The 19490-nt window shown below is 74.8% G+C and carries 18 protein-coding genes; 4 read left to right on the forward strand and 14 right to left on the reverse strand.

All coding sequences use genetic code 11. The features are described 5' to 3' along the window. Nucleotides 1–15: 15 nt before the first annotated feature. Genes G5V58_RS21880 through G5V58_RS21930 form a run of 12 tightly spaced genes read right to left on the reverse strand, consistent with a single transcriptional unit; the run spans nt 16 to nt 13087 of the window. Entirely contained in the window at nt 16–477 is a 462-nt protein-coding gene (locus G5V58_RS21880; RefSeq protein WP_230486840.1) for an SRPBCC family protein, read from the reverse strand. Further along, nucleotides 474–1604: an acyl-CoA dehydrogenase family protein gene (locus G5V58_RS21885; protein ID WP_165237244.1), complete on the reverse strand. Its 1131-nt coding sequence runs from the start codon at nt 1602–1604 to the stop codon at nt 474–476. The genes G5V58_RS21880 and G5V58_RS21885 overlap by 4 nt, the downstream gene beginning before the upstream one ends. After that, nucleotides 1601–1927, reverse strand: coding sequence for an AtuA-related protein (locus G5V58_RS26190; protein WP_230486841.1), 327 nt, complete (start codon nt 1925–1927; stop codon nt 1601–1603). The genes G5V58_RS21885 and G5V58_RS26190 overlap by 4 nt, the downstream gene beginning before the upstream one ends. Further along, on the reverse strand, nt 1924–3189 hold the full coding sequence (locus tag G5V58_RS21890) for an acyclic terpene utilization AtuA family protein (protein WP_230486842.1): 1266 nt from the start codon (nt 3187–3189) through the stop codon (nt 1924–1926). The genes G5V58_RS26190 and G5V58_RS21890 overlap by 4 nt, the downstream gene beginning before the upstream one ends. Then, a complete protein-coding gene (locus G5V58_RS21895; protein WP_165237246.1) occupies nt 3186–3989 on the reverse strand; it encodes a TIGR03084 family metal-binding protein in 804 nt (267 codons plus the stop codon). The genes G5V58_RS21890 and G5V58_RS21895 overlap by 4 nt, the downstream gene beginning before the upstream one ends. After that, a complete protein-coding gene (locus tag G5V58_RS21900) occupies nt 3986–4615 on the reverse strand; it encodes a TetR/AcrR family transcriptional regulator (protein ID WP_165237248.1) in 630 nt (209 codons plus the stop codon). Before G5V58_RS21900 ends, G5V58_RS21895 begins: the two co-directional genes overlap by 4 nt. A gap of 48 nt (nt 4616–4663) precedes the next feature. Continuing rightward, nucleotides 4664–8026, reverse strand: coding sequence for an IPT/TIG domain-containing protein (locus G5V58_RS26495; protein WP_165237250.1), 3363 nt, complete (start codon nt 8024–8026; stop codon nt 4664–4666). 53 nt (nt 8027–8079) lie between these two features. Beyond that, nucleotides 8080–8751 carry an IPT/TIG domain-containing protein gene (locus tag G5V58_RS21910; RefSeq protein WP_165237252.1) on the reverse strand — a complete coding sequence of 224 codons (672 nt, stop codon included), beginning with the start codon at nt 8749–8751 and terminating at the stop codon, nt 8080–8082. A 39-nt stretch (nt 8752–8790) separates the two neighbouring features. Next, nucleotides 8791–9168: an SET domain-containing protein-lysine N-methyltransferase gene (locus tag G5V58_RS21915; protein WP_165237254.1), complete on the reverse strand. Its 378-nt coding sequence runs from the start codon at nt 9166–9168 to the stop codon at nt 8791–8793. A gap of 3 nt (nt 9169–9171) precedes the next feature. Then, complete coding sequence (locus G5V58_RS21920; protein ID WP_165237256.1) at nt 9172–11778, reverse strand: ABC transporter permease; 2607 nt, start codon at nt 11776–11778, stop codon at nt 9172–9174. Beyond that, nucleotides 11775–12497: an ABC transporter ATP-binding protein gene (locus tag G5V58_RS21925; RefSeq protein WP_165237258.1), complete on the reverse strand. Its 723-nt coding sequence runs from the start codon at nt 12495–12497 to the stop codon at nt 11775–11777. The genes G5V58_RS21920 and G5V58_RS21925 overlap by 4 nt, the downstream gene beginning before the upstream one ends. Further along, nucleotides 12494–13087, reverse strand: a complete 594-nt coding sequence (locus tag G5V58_RS21930) for a PadR family transcriptional regulator (protein ID WP_165237260.1) — start codon at nt 13085–13087, stop codon at nt 12494–12496. Before G5V58_RS21930 ends, G5V58_RS21925 begins: the two co-directional genes overlap by 4 nt. A gap of 114 nt (nt 13088–13201) precedes the next feature. Here G5V58_RS21930 and G5V58_RS21935 point away from each other — a divergent pair, with 114 nt between their 5' ends. Then, nucleotides 13202–13948, forward strand: a complete 747-nt coding sequence (locus G5V58_RS21935) for an SDR family oxidoreductase (RefSeq protein WP_165237262.1) — start codon at nt 13202–13204, stop codon at nt 13946–13948. Here G5V58_RS21935 and G5V58_RS21940 read toward each other — a convergent pair. Both G5V58_RS21940 and G5V58_RS21945 read right to left on the reverse strand, forming a co-directional pair. Continuing rightward, nucleotides 13932–15023 carry a VanZ family protein gene (locus G5V58_RS21940; protein ID WP_165237264.1) on the reverse strand — a complete coding sequence of 364 codons (1092 nt, stop codon included), beginning with the start codon at nt 15021–15023 and terminating at the stop codon, nt 13932–13934. The two genes, G5V58_RS21935 and G5V58_RS21940, sit on opposite strands and share 17 nt — an antisense overlap. A 43-nt stretch (nt 15024–15066) precedes the next feature. Next, on the reverse strand, nt 15067–16518 hold the full coding sequence (locus tag G5V58_RS21945; protein ID WP_165237266.1) for an amidohydrolase family protein: 1452 nt from the start codon (nt 16516–16518) through the stop codon (nt 15067–15069). Nucleotides 16519–16682: 164 nt separating this feature from the next. Between G5V58_RS21945 and G5V58_RS21950 the strand changes: the two genes are divergently transcribed. From G5V58_RS21950 to G5V58_RS21960, 3 genes are read left to right on the forward strand one after another with little or no spacing between them, the layout of a single operon-like run. Continuing rightward, nucleotides 16683–17477: an IclR family transcriptional regulator domain-containing protein gene (locus G5V58_RS21950; RefSeq protein ID WP_165237268.1), complete on the forward strand. Its 795-nt coding sequence runs from the start codon at nt 16683–16685 to the stop codon at nt 17475–17477. Between the two features lie 59 nt (nt 17478–17536). Then, on the forward strand, nt 17537–18679 hold the full coding sequence (locus tag G5V58_RS21955; protein WP_165237270.1) for a CaiB/BaiF CoA transferase family protein: 1143 nt from the start codon (nt 17537–17539) through the stop codon (nt 18677–18679). Further along, entirely contained in the window at nt 18672–19478 is an 807-nt protein-coding gene (locus tag G5V58_RS21960) for a citryl-CoA lyase (protein WP_165237272.1), read from the forward strand. Before G5V58_RS21955 ends, G5V58_RS21960 begins: the two co-directional genes overlap by 8 nt. Nucleotides 19479–19490 lie beyond the last annotated feature (12 nt).

Consider the following 19490-nt stretch of genomic DNA (forward strand, 5'->3'; position numbering starts at 1 on the left):
TCCGGTTGTCGCCGCTCACTGCTCGAGCACCGCCTTCATCCGCTCCAGCGTGGTGCGCATGCCCTTCTCGTTGGTCTTGCCGCGCGCCCAGCCGAGCAGCGTCCAGTAGATCCGCATGGGCAGTCCGGCCTCGAGCCGGAAGTACTCCGTGACCTTCGTGCCCGAGCCGTCCGGCTCGAGCCGGTAGCCCCAGTTGTTGACCGTGATCTCCTTGGTGCCGACCGAGAACTCGAAGAGCCGCTCGGGCTCGCACCGGGTGACCCGGCAGGCCGACCAGTACGTCGGGCCGATGCCGTTGCGCTTCACGTGGCCCTTGAAGGTCGCCCCGACCTCGGGGCCGGTCGAGCCGCGGGTCCACCGGGCCTCGAAGGTCTCCGGCGAGAACTCGCCGATGCGGGTGACGTCGCTGACCAGCGCCCACACCTGCGCCGGCGGCGCGTCGACGTGGACGCTGACCTCGCCTCCCATCGCGGTCATGACGCGTACCCCAGCAGCCTCGCGGCGAGATCGGTCAGCACTTCGGTCGCTCCTCCTCCGATGGGCAGGATCCGGGCGTCGCGGTAGTGCCGCTCGACCTCGGTCCCGTGCATGTAGCCGGTGCCGCCGTGCAGCTGCACCGCGCGGTCGCACACGTAGGTCGCGGCGTCGCACGCCGTCTGCTTGGCCAGGCAGGCCTCGGCGATGACGTCCTCGCCGGCCACGTGCCGGCGGGCCACCTCGCGGGTGTAGCTGCGGGCCACCTCGACCTGCCGGCGCATCTCGACCAGCTGGTGGCGCACCACCTGGTTGGCCAGCAGCGGCTTGCCGAAGGTCTGGCGCTCGCGGCAGTACGCGGCGGTCAGCTCCAGCGAGCGCGCGGCGATGCCGTAGGCGTGCACCGCCAGCGCGATCCGCTCGGTCACGAACTGCTCGGCGATCTGGTAGAAGCCGGTGTTCTCGACGCCGACCAGGTTCTCCACCGGGACGCGCACGTCGACGTAGGACAGCTCGGCGGTGTCCGAGCAGTGCCACCCCATCTTGCGCAGGGACCGGTCCACGGTGAAGCCGGGCGTGCCGCGGTCGACCACCAGCAGGCTCACGCCCGCGTGGCCGGCCTCCCCGGTGCGGACCGCGGTGGTCACGAAGTCGGCGCGGACCCCGCTGGTGATGAAGGTCTTGGCCCCGTTGACCACGTAGTGGTCGCCGTCGCGCACGGCGGTGGTGCGGATGCCCGCCACGTCCGAGCCGCCGCCGGGCTCGGTGATGGCGAGACTGCCGATCGTCCGGCCTCGTAGCGTTGGCGAAACGTATCGTTCCAGAAGCAAATGGTTCCGGAACGAAACGATGTGCGGAAGCGCGATGCCGCTGGTGAACAACCCGGCCATCAGACCGCTCGAGGCGCCGGCGGCGAACATCGCCTCCTGGAGCTCGAGGGTGTCGAGCAGGGTGCCGCCGCTGCCGCCGACCTCCTCGGGGAAGCCGACGCCGAGGAGGCCCTGCTCGCCCGCGGTGGCGTGCAGCTCGCGCGGGATGGTGCCGGCGTCCTCCCAGTCCTGCAGGTGCGGGAGCACCTCGCGACGGACGAACTCCGTGCCCAGCTCGCGGATCGCGGCCCCGTCGCTCACGCCAGCTCCTCGGGTACGGCGAGTCGGGCGCGGACCTGCTCGCCGAGCCCCTTGGCCTGGGGGTCGAGGCGGGTCGAGGCGGCCACGCCCTGGCCGAGCAGTCCGTGGAGGACGACGTTGACGCCGCCGAGGTTGGGCAGCGCGAAGACCTCGACCTCGAGGCTGGCGGCGTCGGGGACGAGCTCGCGGACCCGGTCGGGCGTGAGGTGGCCGAGCAGCCAGGCGACGCGCGCGTCGTAGGCGGGCGAGCCGTCGTGGGCGACCCACAGCCCGAGGTTGGCGTCGCCGCCCTTGTCGCCGGAGCGGGCGTGCACGAAGCTCATGCGACCTCCTCGCGGCGGCCGTCGGCGTGGACCACGGTGTGGTGCACGCGGTCGCGGTCGACGTACGCCGGGCGGTAGACGCCGTACGGCGAGCCGGGCTGCGGCGGAGTGGTCATGGTGAAGCCGGGGTAGGAGGCGAGGGCCAGCTCGACGGCGGGGCCGGTGAAGGCCCGACCGACCGGGTCGGCCTGCGGGTCCAGGACGGTGCAGCGCAGCAGCGTGGTCTCGCCGGGCAGCGTCGACCAGTGCACCTCCTGCGCGGTGAGCCGCGGCTCGAGCTGGGCGCGGACCCAGGCGGCCTTCTCGCCCTGGTCGGGGCCGGTGAGCACGAACTCGAGCTGGTTGCGGAAGCCGCCCAGCTCGTTGACGCACACCTTGAGCTGCTCGGGCGGCGCCTCGCCCCGCGTGCCGGTGACGGCGACCCGGTCCTCGCCCTGCTGGCTCAGCTCGACGGTGTCGAGGCGGACGGTGACGTCGGGGCCGAGGTAGCGCTCGGACTGCACCTCGTAGAGCAGCTGTGCGGTGACGGTGTCGACGGTGACCGCGCCACCGGTGCCGGGGTGCTTGGTGATGACGCTCGAGCCGTCGGCCGCGACCTCGGCGATCGGGAAGCCGAGCGGCCGGTCGCGGTGCGGCAGCGAGAGGAAGCCGGAGAAATTGCCGCCGGTGGCCTGGGCGCCGCACTCGATGACGTGGCCCGCGACGACGGCGCCGGCGAGCTCGTCGTACTGCGTGGCGCTCCAGCCGTGGTGGGCGAGGGCGGGCCCGACGACGAGGCTGGCGTCGGTCACCCGCCCGGTGACGACCACGTCGGCGCCCTCGCGCAGGGCGACCGCGATGCCGGAGGCGCCGAGGTAGGCGTTGGCCGTGAGCGCGCCGTCGTAGAGGGCCAGAGGACGCAGGTCGTCGCCCTCGACGTGCGCGATCTGCGGGTCGAGCCCGAGGCCACGGGCCACCTCGCGCAGCCTGTCGGCCAGGCCGGCGGGGTTGAGGCCACCGGCGTTGCTGACGATCCGCACGCCGCGCTCGAGGGCGAGGCCGAGGCAGTCCTCGACCTGGCGCACGAAGGTGCGGGCGTAGCCGAGGCTCGGGTCCTTCATGGTGTCGCGCCCGAGGATGAGCATGGTGAGCTCGGCGAGGTAGTCGCCGGTGAGGACGTCGAGGCGGTCCTCGCCACCGGCTCCCTCCAGCTGCTCGCGCATCGCGCTGAGCCGGTCGCCGTAGAAGCCCGAGCAGTTGCCGATCCGCAGACTGCCGCTCACGCCGGGGTCCGTCCCGGTCCGGGCGGGCCGGCGAAGGCCTGCGCGATGGTCAGCCAGTGCTCGGCGGCGGCGCCGGTGGCCTCGAGGTCGGTGTCGGCGCGGTGGACGCGCTGGGTGACGAGCAGGCAGAAGTCGTACGCCGAGCCGGTGACCCGCTGGGCGGCGTCCTGCGGCCCCCAGGTCCAGGTCGCACCGCTGGGCGCGGTCAGCTCGACGCGGAACTCCTCGGCCGGCGGCGGCTCCTGGTGGACGGAGTGGGCGAAGTCGCGGGTGCGGACGCCGAGGTGCGCTACGTGCTTGATCCGGTCGGTGGGCGCGGGCCGGTCGCCGGCGGCGTCGTGGACGTCGAGCGCGTGCGCCCACGTCTCCATGAAGCGGGCGGTGGCCATGCTGGCCGCGGACATGGGCGGCCCGAACCACGGCATCTTCTGCCCGGCCGGCAGCGCGAGCAGCGCGGCGCGGAGGGCCCGGCCGCTCTCGGCCCAGCGCGACAGGACCTCCTCGCGCTCGAGGGCGGCGACGTCGAAGGCGCCCTGGTCGACGTACCCGAGGGGGTCCTCGACCGCGGCCAGCACGATGTCGTCCCAGGACTGCTCCTGCTCCGGGCCCTCGTGGCTGCTGGCGGCGACGACCGCCACCTCGTCGGTCCAGAGCAGGTGCGCGACCTGGGTGGCCACCGTCCAGTCAGGAGCGGGGGTGGGGGTGGTCCAGCCGTCGGGGCCGAGCCGCTCGACCGTCGCGCGGAGGTCGTCGGTCTCGGCCCGCAGGTCGTCGAGCAGGCTGGTCAGCAGGTCGCTCATGCGCGCTCCGGGGTGAGGGTCAGGGTCGCGTCGAGGGTCGCTGCCCACTGGTCGAGGATGCGGGTGCGGCGCCGGCGGTCGTCGGTGATGGTGTCGGCCAGCCCGAGGCCGCGGACCAGGTCGAGGGTCGCCTGCACGAGCTCGCGGACACCGGGCACGGACTCGTCGGCGCCGAGCAGCTCGACGGTCATCCGGTGCGTCTCGCGGCCGACCTCGCGCTCGAGCCGCTGGACCTCGGCCAGCAGCTGCGGGTCGGTGCGCGCGGCCACCCACAGCTCGAGCGCCGCGGTGAAGACCGGGCTGGTGAAGTGGTCGCCCAGGACGCGGAGGACCTTGCGGGTGCGGCCGCGGCCGCGCGGGAGGGCCTGCGCCGCACGCCGCAGCTCCGCGCCACGCGCCTCGGTCACGTGCTGCACCGCGGCCACGACCAGGTCCTGCTTGGTCGGGAAGTGGTGCAGCTGCGCGCCCCGGCTGACCCCGGCGCGCTCGCTGACCAGAGTGGTCGACGTGCCGGCGTACCCCCGCTCGACGAGCAGCTCGACGGTCGCGTCCAGGAGCCGCCCGCGCATGACGCGGCTGCGCTCCTCCTGCGGGACCCGCGTGGTCGCCGCCGCCTGACCTGCCATCCCGGCCAGGATGGCGGCTCAGCAACAAACAGTCAAGACTGATTGTTTCTAGAGCAACAGGTACGCGAAAGCGTCGGCCGGCGTGCTCGACCCGACCGGCGTCGTGACGGCCACGGCCGCCGCACCGCGACCCCGCAGCGTGATCACCCTGCCGCCGGCGATCGGCCCCTGGGCCGGCGTCACGGCGACGCGCTCCGGCGGGTCGAGGTAGGAGTACGCCGACGCGGCGGTCGCCGTCCCGCAGTCGGTGGCCACCGAGACGTCGACGGTCCCGGCCGGGTGGGCCGGCGTGGTCACCGTGGCCGAGGTGGCGGTGACGCTGTCCGCCGGGACCTCCACGCCGTCGAAGGCCACGGTCAGGCCGGGCCGGAAGCCGGTGCCGGTCAGGGTCACGACGGTGCCGCCCGCGCTCGAGCCCTGGGCGGGCGCCACCGAGGTGAGGGTGGGCGCGTCGAGGTAGGAGTACGCCGCGGCGGCGATCGCCGTGCCGCCCACCGTCGTGACCACGACGTCCGCCGGGCCGGCGACGTGCGGCGGGACCCTCACGGTGGCCTGCGTCGCCGTCGGCGGGCCGACCAGCGGGGCCGGCTGGCCGCCGATGCTGACGCTCAGCTCCGGCCGGAACCCGGTGCCGGTCAGGGTCACCGTGCCGTGGCCGGTCACCGGACCCTCCGCCGGGCTGACCGCACCGAGGGTGGGCGCGGGGGCGTACTCGTAGCCGCCGGCCAGGGTGCCGGTCCCGCCGGCCGTGCTCGCGGTGACGTCGACCATTCCGGCTGCGTGCGCGGGGGCGCTCACCGTCGCCTGCGTCGCCGTCGGCGTGCCGATCACCGTGGCCGGCTGACCGCCGAAGGTCACCGCGAGGTCGGCGCGGAAGCCGGTCCCGGTGAGGACCACCGCCTGGCCGCCGGTCACCGGCCCCGCCGCCGGGGCAGCGGACGTGAGCGTGGGGGCGGCGACGAACGTGTAGCCCGCGCTCAGGGTCGCGGTGCCGCCCGGCGTCGTCACGGTGACGTCGACCGGCCCGGCCGGGTGCGCCGGGGTGGTGACCGTGACGGTGGTCGAGGTGGGTGTGCCGACCATCGTCGCCGGAGTGCCGCCGAGGCTGACCACCATCCCGGGCCGGAAGCCGGTGCCGCTCAGCGTGATGCCCTGGCCGCCGCCGGCCGGGCCCTCGTCGGGCGTGAGCGCGTCGAGGTCGGGCGCGGCGACGTACTCGTAGCCGCCGGGCAGCGAGCCGGCCCCGCCCGCGGTGGCCACGAAGACGTCGGCCACGCCCGCGGGGTGGGCCGGCGTCGTGACCGTCGCGGACGTGCCGTCGTCCGCGGCGCCGACCAGGGTGGCCGCGGTGCCGCCGAACCGCACGGTCATGCCCGGACGGAGGCCGCTGCCGGTGAGGATCACCGCGGTGCCGCCGCCGGTGGGACCGGCCCCCGGGGTGACGGCGGAGAGGGTGGGCGTCGCCAGGTAGGTGTACGCCGCCGCGAGGCTCGCGCTGCCGCCCGCGGTCGCGACCACGACGTTCACCGAGCCCGGCGCGTGCGCCGGCGTGGTCACCGTGGCGCTCGTCGCGCTGACCGCTCCGACCTCGGCGGCGCGGCCGCCGAAGCTCACGGTCAGGCCCGGGGTGAAGCCGGAGCCCGAGAGCGTCACGGTGGCGCCGCCGCCGGCCGGGCCCTCGGTCGGGCTGAGCGCCGTGAGGGTCGGGCCGACGACGTAGGTGTAGGCGGCGGAGAGCGAGGCGGACCCGCCCGGGGTGGTCACGGCGACGTCGACCGGGCCCGGGTCGTGCGCGGGCGTGGTGACGGTCGCGGTCGTGCCCGTGACCGCGGTGACCGTGGCCGGCGCGCCGCCGAGGGTCACGGTCATGCCCGCGCGGAAGCCGGTGCCGCTCAGCCGGACCGCCGCGCCGCCGGTGGCGGGCCCGGTGTCGGGCTCGACTGCGGTCAGGGTCGGGGCGGCCACGTAGGTGTACGCCCCGGCCAGGGCGGCGGACCCGCCGGGGGTCGTGACGACGACCGCGACCGGACCGGGCGCGTGGGCCGGGGTGGTCACCGTGGCCGTGGTCGCCGTGACGGCAGCGACGGTGGCGGACGTCTCGCCGAAGGTCACGGTCATCCCCGGCCGGAAGCCGGAGCCGGTGAGGGCGACGCTCGTGCCCCCGGCGCTGGGGCCGAGGTCGGGCACGACCGAGGCCAGCGTCGGCGCGGCGACGTAGGTGAAGGCGCTCGCCAGGACGTCGGAGCCGCCCTCGGTGCCGACGGTGACGTCGACCGGGCCGGCGACGGTGCTCGGCGGCAGCTCGGCGGTGAGCTCGGTGCCGGCCAGGTTCGCCGAGACCGCCAGCGACGGCTTGGCGCCGAAGACGACGAGGGTGTCGCCGGTGAAGCCGGTGCCCGTGAGGGTCACCGCGGTCCCGCCGGCGGTCGGGCCGGCCGCCGGCTGGACGCCGACCAGATCGGGCCCACCGACGTAGCGGTAGCCGCTCGGCAGGCTCGCCGTGCCGCCGACACCACTGACCGCGACCTCGACGAAGCCGGGGGCGTGCGGCGGCGCGTGGACCACCAGCGACCGTCCGTCGGCGGCCGCGTGGGTCTCGGTGGCCGGCACACCGCCGAAGCTCACCGCCAGGTCGGAGGTCAGCCCCGAGCCGAACACCGTGGCGGTCGCGCCGGCCACCGGGCCGGACGACGGGCTCACGTGGTCGAGCGTCGGCCGGGCGACGTAGCTGAAGCGGTCCTCGAGGACCGCGGTGCCGTGCGGCGTGGTCACGGTGACGTTGACCGGGCCGGGGGGCCGCGCCGGTGTGGTCGCGGTGATGCGCGAGTCGGAGAGCACGCGGTACGACGTGGCGGCCGTGCCGCCGAAGCGCACCGCACTGGCGCCGTCGAGCGACGTACCGCTCAAGGTCACCGTCGTGCCACCGGCCGTCGGACCGGCACCCGGGCTCACCGAGGCGAGCGCGGTGGCCGGCGGGGGCGGCGGCGGGGGCGGGGGCGTCGGTGGGGCCAGGTAGGTGACCTCGGCCTGGCCCGTCGCCTTGGACGACCCGTGGTCGGTGACGACGCGCACGCGCACCGGCCCGGCCGCGTGCGCCGGGGCGTCGGCGGTGAGCTTGCGCGGTGACACGACCCGCACGCCGGTGGCCCGGCCCTCCCCGATCAGCACCCGCTTGACGCCGGTGAACCCCGTGCCCTTGAGCACGACCGTGAAGCCGCCGCGCGTGGGACCGGATGCGGGCGTGACCCGCTGGACCACCGGCTTCGCCTGCTCCGCGGTCCGCTCCGCCGGCAGCGGCGCCGAGGCGACGACGACAGCGGCCCGGCCCGGCCCGGCGACCGGGACGCCGGCCAGCGCGGGGGCCGGCACGAGGGCGAGCGCGACCACCACCGCGCTCCCCGACCGCCTCACTCCCCGAGGCTAAGCAGCCGGGAGCCCCGGCGCGGGCGCTTTGCCCAGATCCGTCAGGACCGGTCGGACAGCAGCAGCCGCATCGTCGTGGCGTCGGCGTAGCGGAAGATGTCGGTGTTCTTGGTCGGCGAGGTGCCACCCGCGGCGACGACGTTGATGTGGGTGACGCCGGCCGCGTGCGGCGGCGAGGTGACCTGCAGCGAGGTCGGCGAGGTCACCGTGACGTCGGTGCCGGGCACACCGGCGAAGGTCACCGAGGTCACGGCGTTGAAGCCGGTGCCGGTCACCGTCACGCGGGTGCCGCCGGCGGTCGGGCCGGTGGTCGGGCTGATCGCGGCGACCTGCGGGCGGACGACGGCGAAGGTGTAGCGGGCCAGCGACGACTTCGCGGACTTGCCGGCCTTGGTCACGACCCGGACGTCGACCAGCCCGGCGGCGTGCGGCGGCGAGACGACCGTGAGCTGCTTGTCGGAGGCCACCTTGAGCGAGGTGCCGGCCGAGCCGCCGAACAGCACCTTCTTGGCGGTCTTGAGGTGCTTGCCCCTGAGGGTGACCACGGTGCCGCCGTCGGTCGAGCCGTTCTTGGGGTCGACCTGGGTGACCACCGGCTTCTTGAGCTTGGCGCCGGCCGCGTCCGAGCCGGGCGCGGCACCGACCAGGGCGACCAGCGCCGAGATCAACGCGATGAGCACTGCCAGGGCCGTCGGCCGCATCCGTCCACGCACGCGCGGACCGTACCTCGCCGAGGCGGCGCGCGGAGGCCTTCAGCCCGAGTCGACCAGCCGCTGGACCTCCGGGGCCCAGTGGCCGGCGTACCGCGCCTGGAGCTGGGGGATGCGCCAGTCGGTGCCCTCGACCATCTGGCGGCAGCGGTACGACGGGCAGTGGCAGCGCAGGAACCAGTCCGGGTCGGCGGTGCTCATCGCGTAGTCCACGACGAGCTCCTCGCCCGCCGCGACGTCACGCAGGGCGACCAGGGCGTCGCCCGCCCAGCCGAGATTGGGGTCGCACGCGTGGTTGACCGGCCCGGTCTCGTGCACCGGCGCCTCCGGTCGCAGGACGACCGTGCCCGCGGGCAGCGACTCGACCGCGAACAGGCCGCGCCCGGCGATCGGCGAGGAGTCGACGCGGAGCTCGGGCACCCCTCAATCCAAGCGCGCCACCAGCGGCAGCCGCGACCGGGCCGCGATCCCGACCACCAGCGCGGTCACGGCGGGCAGGAGCACGACCAGCCCGAACACCATCAGCCAGGGGACGTCGAGGTACGGCCCGCTCGGGCCGTCGTTGTAGTTCGCCGTGGTCAGCGGCCGGCTCACCGCCACGCCGGGGATGAAGCCGACCGCGGCCCCGAGCACGGCCCCGACGACCCCCACCACGACGGCGTACGCCGCGGCGACGGCCCGGCGGGTGCGAGGCGAGGCGCCGATGGCGGCCAGGGTGGCCAGGTCCGGGCGCGCGTCGGAGAGCGCCAGGAAGGTGGCGGTCAGCGTGCCGCCGAGCATGAGGACACCGCCCAGCAGGACCAGCACGATCTGGATGATGACGGTGGCGTCGTCGGCCTGGTAGCCGCGCTCGACGTACATCGAGGCGTACTGCGCGACGGCGGTCAGACCCTCGTCGACCGCCTTCTCCTGGTCCTCGCTCACCGAGACGCCGGTGACGGCCAGGGAGACGGTGCGCGGCTCGGTCTGCAGCTGGTCGGCCACCGCGGTCGGCACCACCGCGGCCGGGCCGGGCCAGGTGCCGTCGACGGTCACGAACGTCGCGTCGGCCTGGGCGCGGCGCACCCCCTGGTCCTCACCCGTCGTCGGGTCGAAGCGGTGGGTCACCAGCGCGACCGGGCCGTCGGGACGACGGCTGTTCGCGAAGGCGACCACCTCGCCCGCCGCGAGGGCGGCCCGGGCCCGGCGGGCGTCGGCGGCCGAGACCCCCAGGAGGCCCAGCGGGAGGTCGTCGTCGGAGACCATGATGTTGGCGCCGACGGCGCCTCCCGAGCTGCTGACCAGCGGCTCGTCGCCGTCGAGCACCTCGGTGTAGGAGTCCTCGTCGGTCAGTCCCCGCTGCGCGGTGATGGTCGCCCCGGGCAGGGTGCGCTGCACGATCGCGCGCAGGGAGTCCCACGAGGTGTCGGGGTCGGCGCCCGAGACCATCGCGACACCGCGGGGCAGCGAGGGCTGGTAGGTCGCCTGGTTCTCGGCCGCGTCGGAGCTCATGCCGATCCCCAGGGCCACCACGCCGGCCACCGTCGCCGCCACGGCGGAGACCGCGGGGACGGTCCGGGTGCGGTGCCGGTCGGCGTCGCGCACGGCGTAGCGCAGCGCGAGCGGGAGCCGGCCCGACAGCCGGGCCAGCCCGGCCAGCACCACCGGGACCAGCAGCACCATGCCGAGCACGGCCGGGATGGCGCTGGCCGCGATGAGCAGCTCGCCGCCCGAGCTCCGGGTCGCGCCGGCGACGGAGCCGGCGATCCCGGCACCGAGGAGCACCAGGCCGAGCAGCGGCGAGCGCAGCGACGGCGGCCGGTCGCCGCGGCGACCGGCCAGGACGGCGACGACGTCCTGGCGGGAGGCGAGGTACGCCGGCACCGCGGCGGCGAGGACGGCGCTCAGCAGACCGAACGCGGCGACCCCGAGCAGGTGCAGCCACGACACCTGGAACGGTCCGAACCACTCCACCGACCGGGCCTGGAACAGCGGCTGGGCCAGCCGGGCCACGCCGATCCCGAGCACCACGCCGATGGCCGCGCCGACACCACCCAGCACCACGGCCCCGGCGACGACGACGCGCCGCGCCTGGGGTGGCGTGCCGCCGGTGGCGGCGAGCAGGGCCAGCGACCGCTGCTGCTTGCGCGCGCTCACCGCGAACGCCGGCCCGGCCAGCAGCACGACCTCGATGAGGGCCATCACCACGACCAGCCCGATGACCGCGAGGGACGAGTCGTCGCTCGAGCCGGGCTGGAGGCCCGGCGGCCACTGCGACGACGGCGGCGGGTGCTCGATCACCGAGCGCGACGCGACGAGGGCGCCGATGGCGTTGAGCTGGCGGACGGTGGCCCAGGAGACCGCGCCGCCGTCGACCAGCCAGGTGGTCGCGCCCTCGGTCTGCACCCCGAGGGTGTCGAGGGGTCCGGCCGCCACCGGGAAGCCGCGCACCGTCGCGGACTCCGCCACGCCGACGATGGTCGGCGCCGCCGGGGCGCCGTCCGCGGTGAGGTCGAGGCGGTCGCCGACGTCGTACCCCTCGTCGAGGAGCGCCTGATTGACCACCACCTCGCCGGCGGCGCGCGGCAGCCGGCCCGAGGTGAGCCGGAAGAGGCCGTCGGTGACCGGGTCGGACAGGTCGGTCTCCACGGCCTGGGCGTCGGTGCGGCCGTCGTCGGTGGCGATCTGGACCTGGCCCTGGCGCAGGTCGAGCAGGCGGGCACCGTCGAGCAGCGAGGCGACCTGGTCGGCGTCCGGCGCCGGGCTCTCGCCGTCGCCCTGGAGGTTGGGGAAGCCGTCCTCGGGGTCGGGCCGCTGCTGGACGTCCTGGATCCCGTCGGTCACGGTGACCAGCGCCTGCGCGGAGCCGAGCCGCCGGTCGAGCGACTCCGGGCCGCTCACCGACGAGGTCGAGATGAGCACGTCGGCGGCGGTCACCGCCAGGACCGGCAGCGCGATCATGAGCAGCACCAGCGCCGAGCGGGCGCGGTGGCGTACGGCGTCGCGACGGGCAAGCCGGAGCGGCAGCCGCCACGCGGAGAGGGACCTCACCGGTCCGCGCCGGCGTCGACCAGGGACTCGACCCGGTCGGTGCCGGTCTCGTCGACCACCACGCCGTCGCGCAGGAACACCACCCGGTCGGCCCAGGCCGCGTGCCGGGCCTCGTGGGTGACGAGCACGCCGGCCGCGCCCGCGTCGCAGCGCGAGCGGAGCAGGCGCAGGATCTCCTCGCCGGTCTCGGTGTCGAGGGCGCCGGTGGGCTCGTCGGCCAGCACGAGCCGCCGCTCCCCCACCACCGCGCGGGCGATCGCGACCCGCTGCTGCTGGCCGCCGGACATGTGGTCGGGGAACCGGTCGGCCAGGTCGGGGATCCCGACCTCCTCCAGTGCCTCCCGGGCCAGGGCCCGCGCGGACCGGCCGCTGCGGCCGTCGAGCTCCAGCGGCAGCGCGACGTTCTCGACGGCGGTCAGGGCCGGGATGAGGTTGAAGTCCTGGAAGACGTAGCCGATCGACGTGCGCCGCAGCCGGGCGCGTCCGCGCGCGCCGAGCTCGACCAGGTCCTGGTCCTCGACGCGCACCGACCCGGTCGTCGGCGTGTCCAGGCCGCCCGCCAGCGTGAGCAGCGTCGACTTGCCCGAGCCCGACGGCCCCATGACCGCGACGAGCTCGCCGGCGTGGGCGGCGAAGGTGACGCCGCGCAGGGCCTGCACCGCCGTCTCGCCCTCGCCGTGGACCCGGGTGACGGTGTCGAGCCGGAGCACCGCGCTCATCGGGTGGCCTCCTTCGCGCCGGTCGTGGCGGTCGTGCTCGCGGTGGGCGCGTCGGCGCGCTCGAGCTGGGCGCGCCGCAGCCGGGCCTCGCAGTGGTCGAGCCAGCGCACCTCGGCCTCCGCCGCGAAGACCAGCGAGTCGAGGACCAGGCTCCACGCCATGTCCGCGGGGTCGGCGAGGTCGGTCGGCCGGGCCCGCTTGAGCCGGGTGTAGTCCTGCAGTGCCGACATCGTCGCGCTGCGCTGCTGCTGGATCACGCCGCCCACGTCGACGCCGGGCACGGTCACCGCGAGGGCCAGCTTGATGGCCAGCTCGTCGCGCGGCGGCTGGGTCCGCTCGACCGGAGTGGTGAACCAGGTCGCCACCTCGTCGCGTCCGGCGTCGGTCACGCGGTAGATGACGTGGCCCTCCCCGTCGGCACCGTCCTCGGCCACCAGGCCGTCGCGCTCGAGGCGGGTCAGCGTCGTGTAGACCTGCCCGACGTTCAGCGGCCAGGTCGAGCCGGTGCGCCGCTCGAACTCCGAGCGCAACTGGTAGCCGTACATCGGGCCCTGCTCGAGCAGGGCCAACAGGGCCTGGCGGACCGACATGAGCGTCTCCTTCGCGGTGGATACTGGGTATGTATACCACGTATGCATGACACCGGAAGAGCGCTAGAAAGCCCTCTGCGCGGACGTCGGCGCCGCTCCCGCAGACTGGGCGCCATGCCGACCACCCTCATCACCGGTGCCTCCTCCGGGCTCGGCGCCGAGCTGGCCCGCCAGCTGGCCGCGAAGGGCCACGACCTCGCGCTCTGCGCACGCCGCACCGACCGGCTCGACGCGCTGCGCACCGAGATCGCCGCCGCGCACCCCGACGTACGGGTCGAGGTGCGCGCCCTCGACGTGACCGACGACGACCGGGTGTTCGAGGTGGTCCGCGCGTTCCGCGACGACTTCGGCGGCCTGGACCGGGTGGTGGTCAACGCCGGGCTGGGCAAGGGCGCGCCGCTCGGCACCGGGCGCCACGACGCCAACCGCGAGACGGCGATGACCAACTTCGTCGCGGCCCTCGCGCAGGCCGAGGCCGCGATGGAGGTCTTCCGCGCCCAGGACCGCGGGCACCTGGTCCTGGTCTCGTCGATGTCGGCGATGCGCGGGATGCCGAAGTCCATGACCGTGTACGCCGCGACCAAGGCCGCGCTGTCCCACCTCGGCGAGGGGCTGCAGTACGAGCTGCTGGGCCGGCCGATCAAGGTCACCGTGCTGCACTGCGGCTACATCGCCTCGGAGATGAACGAGTCGGTGCAGCAGCAGGTGCGGTTCATGGTCTCCACCGAGGACGGCGTGCGCGCGATGGTCGACGCCATCGAGAAGGAGAAGGCCCAGGCCTACGTGCCGGCCCTGCCCTGGACCGCGCTGGCACCCGTCATGCGCCACACGCCCCTGCCCCTGCTCAAGCGCCTGCTCTGACCCCGCGCCGCTCGACCGGGTCCTCGTCCGCGTCGTCGCCGATGCGCAGGTCCAGGTGGCCCAGGGTGTGGCTGAGCCCGCGGTGGCCGCGGGTGCGCCAGGCGAAGACCAGCGTCACCACGACGTACGCCGCCAGGAGGGCCAGCGCGACCGGCCCGACGACCTGGTTCCACAGCGGGGCGAGCACGAAGAGCGGCCCGACGCCGAGCGCGAGCTTGACCAGCCGGCCCGGCAGCAGCAGGGCGCGCCGGCGGGGGACGGTGTGCAACGAGACCACCCACTCCCCGACGGTCCGGCCGGCGCCGAGGACCAGGACGGCCTCGACCACGAACGGCACGCCCCACTGCAGCGCGGCCTGCACGGTCTGGTCCACGCGGTCGTCGACGAGGTAGAGCGCCCACGCGCGGTAGGCCAGCGCGGCCACCGCCCCGGCGATGGCGATGAAGAGGACGTCGCAGACCATCCCCACCAGTCGGCGACCGGAGGAGATCGTGGTGGGCAGGACGACGTCGGGCCGGCGTCGACGCACGACCAGCGCCGACACCAGCGAGCCCAGGGCGGCACCGAGGGTGTTGACGATGAGGTCGTCGACGTCGAAGAGCCGGTAGGCGCAGGAGTAGAGGTGCCACACGCCGGTGCGCTGGGTCAGCTCGACGAGCAGCGAGACCGTGAAGCCCACCAGGGTGGCGACCACGACGCCGCGGTGCGCGATGACCCGGATGAAGAAGCCGAGCGGCACGAACAGCAGCACGTTGAGCACGATCTGCAGGAACGCCGGCTCGCGCAGCAGCGCGAGCGGCCCGCCGCGGTCGGGGACGTGGATCAGCCCGAGGGAGCCGAACACGTCCCACTGGCTGCCCTTGCAGGCGAAGGTGCCGTCGGCCGGCATCGGCAGCAGGGTGTAGGTCCAGATGGCCAGCGCGTAGACCGCCGCGCTGACCAGGACGGCCAGGTCGAGCGGCCCGAGCCGGCCGTCGAGGCGGTACTGCACGGCTGCGGTCGGGATGAGCAGCAGCACCGCCAGCAGCGTGCCGAGGACGACCGCGACGAGCGCGTTGGTCGCCTGGTCGCCCACGGGGGCGAGACTACGACCGGCGTACGGCGGGACCCAGAGGGAGTCAGCCGGCCTCCACCGGGCCGCGCGGGGCGTCGCTGCGGTAGTCGGTGTACTGGTAGGGGTTGTCGAGGAGCGCGGTCTCCGGCACGTCGGGGTTCATGCCGGCCTGCCACGCCTCCTCGCCCATCACCGAGCGCAGGTGGTCGATCGTGTTCTCGACCTGGGTGCGGATGGCCGCGAGGTCGACGCCCTGCAGCTCGCCGTCGCGCTTGACCACCCGGCCGTCGACCAGGACGGTGTGCACCTGGTCGCGCTGGGCCTGGAAGGCCACGTGGCCGTAGGGGTTGAGGACGGGGAACGACACCGGCGACCGGTCGTCCTTGAGCAGGACCAGGTCGGCCTTCTTGCCGACCTCGATGCTGCCGAGGTCGGCGTCACGGCCGAGGGCGGCGGCGCCACCGCGCGTGGCCCACTCGACGACCTGGCTGGCCCGCAGCGCGCTGTGGGTGACGGTGTCGCCGCCGCGGTGCGCCTCCATGTGCTCGCGCGAGCGGTCCGCCCCCAGCGTGGCCCGCATCGCGCTGAACAGGTCGCCGCTCCACCACACACTGGTGTCCATGGACAGCGAGACCGGGATGCCGTGCTTGCGGATGGCCCAGGTGGGCGGGTAGCCCTGACCCGCGCTCTGCTCGCTCTCGGTGGAGACCGAGATCGAGCCGCCGGTCGCGGCGATGCGGTGGTAGGAGTCCTCGGTCAGCGTGGCCGCGTGGACGTAGACGGTCCCCGGCGTCATGAAGCCGTGCTCGTGCATGAGCCGGATGCCGTCGTCGTTGGTCGCGCCCCACACGCCTGCGTGGGTGGTCACGGTGACGCCCAGCTCGCGGGCCACCTCGAAGGCACCGCGCTCGGGGAACGCCGGGTCTCCGGGGACGTCGAAGGCCATCTGGAAGCCGAGCATGTCGTCGCCGGTGATCCGGCGGTCGACGAAGTCGCGGAACTCCGGGGCCGCCGACCACTCCGACGGGGGCGCCTGGATGTTGCCGTAGGCCAGCACGAAGCGGCCCGGCACCGCCTGCAGAGCGTCCACGGCCGCGTCGGCGTGGTCCACGGTCTGCAGGCCGTGCGACCAGTCCACGCACGTGGTGACGCCGGCGTCGATCGCCTCGGCGGCGGCGAGCAGGTTGCCGGCGTGGATGTCCTCGGGTCGGAAGTGCTTGCCGTTCTCGAGGTAGTACCAGACGAAGTACTGCGTGAGCGTCCAGTCGGCGCCGTAGGCGCGCATCGCGGTCTGCCACATGTGGCGGTGGGTGTCGACCATGCCCGGCATCACGATGCCGCGGCTGGCGTCGACCTCGACCGCACCGGGAGGCGCCTCGAGGCCGGGGCCGACGGCGGCGATCCGGTCGTCCTGGGTGAGGACGTCGGCGTCGGTCAGCACCGTCTTCGCGTCGTCCATGGTCAGCACCGTCGCGCCGCGCAGCAGCACCGGCGGTCGCGCGCCCTGGTCAGCCATTCGCCCTCCTCGGCGTGGTCCGTCCGTGCCGCCGTCCCTTGTCGGGATACCCGGGTACCCGGGTATCCCGACAGTTGCGGACACCCGTCCGCTGTGCGGTCGTCGCCACTCTGGCGCCGGAACGGCGAGGTGTCAACGGGTCCGCGGCGTGGGAGGGTGGCCCCATGCCCCGCACCGGCACCGGCCCCGACTTCATCGAGGCCCTCGCCCGCGGCCTCGAGGTGATCACCGCCTTCCGGCCGGGTCGGGACGCGCTGACGCTGGCCGAGGTGTCCGCCGCGACCGGGCTGGCGCGACCGACCGTGCGGCGGATCCTGCTGACCCTGGCCGAGCTCGGCTACGTGCGCACCGACGGCGGGCGCTACGCCCTGACGCCGCGCGTGCTCGACCTCGGCACGGCGTACGTCGGGTCGCAGGGGCTGTGGGAGGTGGCCCGCCCGCACCTGGTCGCGCTGTCCGAGCGGACCGGCGAGTCGTGCTCGATGGCTCAGCTCGACGGCTCGGACATCGTCTACGTCGCGCGCGCCGCCGTGCCCAAGATCGTGGGGCTGTCGGTGCAGATCGGCACCCGCTTCCCCGCCCTGCAGACCTCGCTGGGCAAGGTGCTGCTGGCCGAGCTGCCCCGCGCCGAGCTCGACGCGGTGCTGGCCGAGCCCACCCGGTCCGGGCTCACCACCCTGTGGCACCCGACCGAGGCGGAGCGCGACGCCGAGCTGCGCGAGGTGCACGCGCGCGGTTGGGCGCTGACCGACCAGCAGCTGGCCCTGGGGATCCGCTCGGTGGCCGCGCCGGTGCGCGACGGCGAGCGCGTGGTCGCCGCGGTGAACGTCAACACCCACGCCGCCGAGACCAGCCTCGAGGTGCTGGTCGAGCAGCACCTGCCGCTGCTGCTGCGCACCGCCGGCGACATCGGCGCGGACCTGGCGCGCTTGCGCTCCCTGCCCCAGGTGGTGTCATGATCTGAGCGGACAGTTGTCCGCAGGACGGTCAACACCCGCCCCACCCGAGGAGACGCCCGATGCCCGGTCCGCTCGACGGCGTGCTCGTCGCGGACTTCTCCCGCGTCCTCGCCGGCCCCTACGCCACGATGCTGCTGGCCGACATGGGCGCCGAGGTGGTCAAGGTCGAGGGGCCGCCGACCGGCGACGAGACCCGCTCGTGGACGCCGCCGGAGCGTGAGGGCGTCTCGACCTACTACCTGGGCGTCAACCGCGGCAAGCGCTCGGTCGTCCTCGACCTCCGCGACCCGGACGACGTCGCGCTGGCCCGGGAGCTGGCCCGCCGCGCCGACGTGCTCATCGAGAACTTCCGGCCCGGCGGCATGGCCAAGTTCGGCCTCGACTACGCCTCGGTGCGCGAGCACAACCCGGCGGTGGTCTACGCCTCCATCAGCGGCTTCGGGTCCACCGACGGCAAGGACATGCCGGGCTACGACCTCCTGGTCCAGGCCATGTCCGGGCTGATGGACCTGACCGGCGCCCCGGACCGACCCGGCTACCGGGCGGGCATCTCGGTCTTCGACGTGATGGCCGGCAACCACGCGGTGATCGGCATCCTGGCCGCGCTGCGCTCCCGGGACGCGGGCGGCGAGGGCCAGCACGTCGAGGTCAACCTGCTGTCCTCGGCCCTCACCGGTCTGGTCAACCACAGCTCGGCCTGGGTCGCCGGCGGCGTGGTCCCGCACCGGATGGGCAACGCCCACCCGAGCGTCTTCCCCTACGAGCCGTTCCCGACCGCCGACGCCGACCTGATCGTCATCGCGGCCAACGACCGCCAGTTCCAGCGGCTCTGTGCCGCGCTCGGTGCGCCGGAGCTGGCCCAGGACGAGCGGTTCCTCCACAACGGCGACCGGACCGCGAACCGCGACGCGCTGCGTCCGCTGCTCGAGGAGCGGCTGGCCGAGCGCGGGGCGCAGGAGTGGTTCGAGCTGCTGACCGAGGCCGGCGTCCCGTGCGGTCCGATCAACTCCATCGACGGGGGCTTCGCCGCGGCCGAGCGGTTCGGCCTCGACCCGGTCGTCACCGTCGGCGAGGGGGACCGGGCCCTGCCCACCACCCGCCACCCGATCCGCTTCTCCGGCACCCCGGTCGACTACGCGCTGCCACCGCCGGAGCTGGACGAGCACGGCACGGAGCTGAGGAAGTGGCTCACGAGTGACTGAGCAACCGACCTACGAGACCGCCCTCGGCGCGTCGTCGCGCGAGACGATCACGCTGCTCGGCCAGGACCTGGCCCGCGACGTGATGGGCCACGTCGGCTTCGGCGAGCTGTCCTTCTGGCTGGCCACCCAGCGCCGCCCGACCCCCGGCGAGACCCGCGTGTTCGAGGCCGTGCTCGCGGCCCTGGCCGACCACGGCTTCACCCCGACCGCGATCGTCACCCGGCTGACCTGGCTCTCCGCGCCCGACTCCGTGCAGGGCGCGCTGGCCGCCGGACTGCTCGGCGGCGGCTCCCGGTTCCTGGGCGTGACCGAGGACGCGGGCCAGTTCCTGCACGCGGTGCTGGACGGGCTCGACGCGCTGCCCGACGACGAGGCGGGCTGGGACGCGGTCGCCCTGGACGTCGTACGCCGCCAGCGCGAGGCCGGCCGCTTCGTGCCGGGCCTCGGCCACCACGTGCACAAGGACGGCGACCCGCGCACGCCGCGGCTGTTCGAGATCGCCCGCGAGGAGGGCCAGTTCGGCCCGCACCTCGCGCTCTTCGAGGCCATCGGCCGGGTGCACCCCGAGGTGCTGGGCAAGACGCTGCCGCTCAACGGCGCCGGCGTGTGCGGCGCGGCCCTGGCCGACCTCGGGCTGCCGCTGGAGCTGCTGCGCGGCTTCGCCCTCCTGGCCCGCACCGCCGGCCTGGTCGGCCAGCTCGCCGAGGAGCTGCGGCACCCGGTGGCCAACGACGTCTTCCTCTCCGTGGACCTCCACAACCGGCCGGTCGACCCCGACCCGCTCCCCCGTCAGCGCTGACGAAAGGCAGGA

Source organism: Nocardioides anomalus (assembly GCF_011046535.1).
GTDB classification, from domain to species: domain Bacteria; phylum Actinomycetota; class Actinomycetes; order Propionibacteriales; family Nocardioidaceae; genus Nocardioides; species Nocardioides anomalus.

Coding starts and splice junctions, on each gene's coding strand:
- G5V58_RS21880 (WP_230486840.1), bottom strand. CDS start 477: ATGACCGCGATGGGAGGCGAGGTCAGCGTCCACGTCGACGCGCCGCCG.
- G5V58_RS21925 (WP_165237258.1), bottom strand. CDS start 12,497: ATGAGCGCGGTGCTCCGGCTCGACACCGTCACCCGGGTCCACGGCGAG.
- G5V58_RS21955 (WP_165237270.1), top strand. CDS start 17,537: ATGCCCGGTCCGCTCGACGGCGTGCTCGTCGCGGACTTCTCCCGCGTC.
- G5V58_RS26190 (WP_230486841.1), bottom strand. CDS start 1,927: ATGAGCTTCGTGCACGCCCGCTCCGGCGACAAGGGCGGCGACGCCAAC.
- G5V58_RS21950 (WP_165237268.1), top strand. CDS start 16,683: ATGCCCCGCACCGGCACCGGCCCCGACTTCATCGAGGCCCTCGCCCGC.
- G5V58_RS21930 (WP_165237260.1), bottom strand. CDS start 13,087: ATGTCGGTCCGCCAGGCCCTGTTGGCCCTGCTCGAGCAGGGCCCGATG.
- G5V58_RS21895 (WP_165237246.1), bottom strand. CDS start 3,989: ATGAGCGACCTGCTGACCAGCCTGCTCGACGACCTGCGGGCCGAGACC.
- G5V58_RS21945 (WP_165237266.1), bottom strand. CDS start 16,518: ATGGCTGACCAGGGCGCGCGACCGCCGGTGCTGCTGCGCGGCGCGACG.
- G5V58_RS21935 (WP_165237262.1), top strand. CDS start 13,202: ATGCCGACCACCCTCATCACCGGTGCCTCCTCCGGGCTCGGCGCCGAG.
- G5V58_RS21900 (WP_165237248.1), bottom strand. CDS start 4,615: ATGGCAGGTCAGGCGGCGGCGACCACGCGGGTCCCGCAGGAGGAGCGC.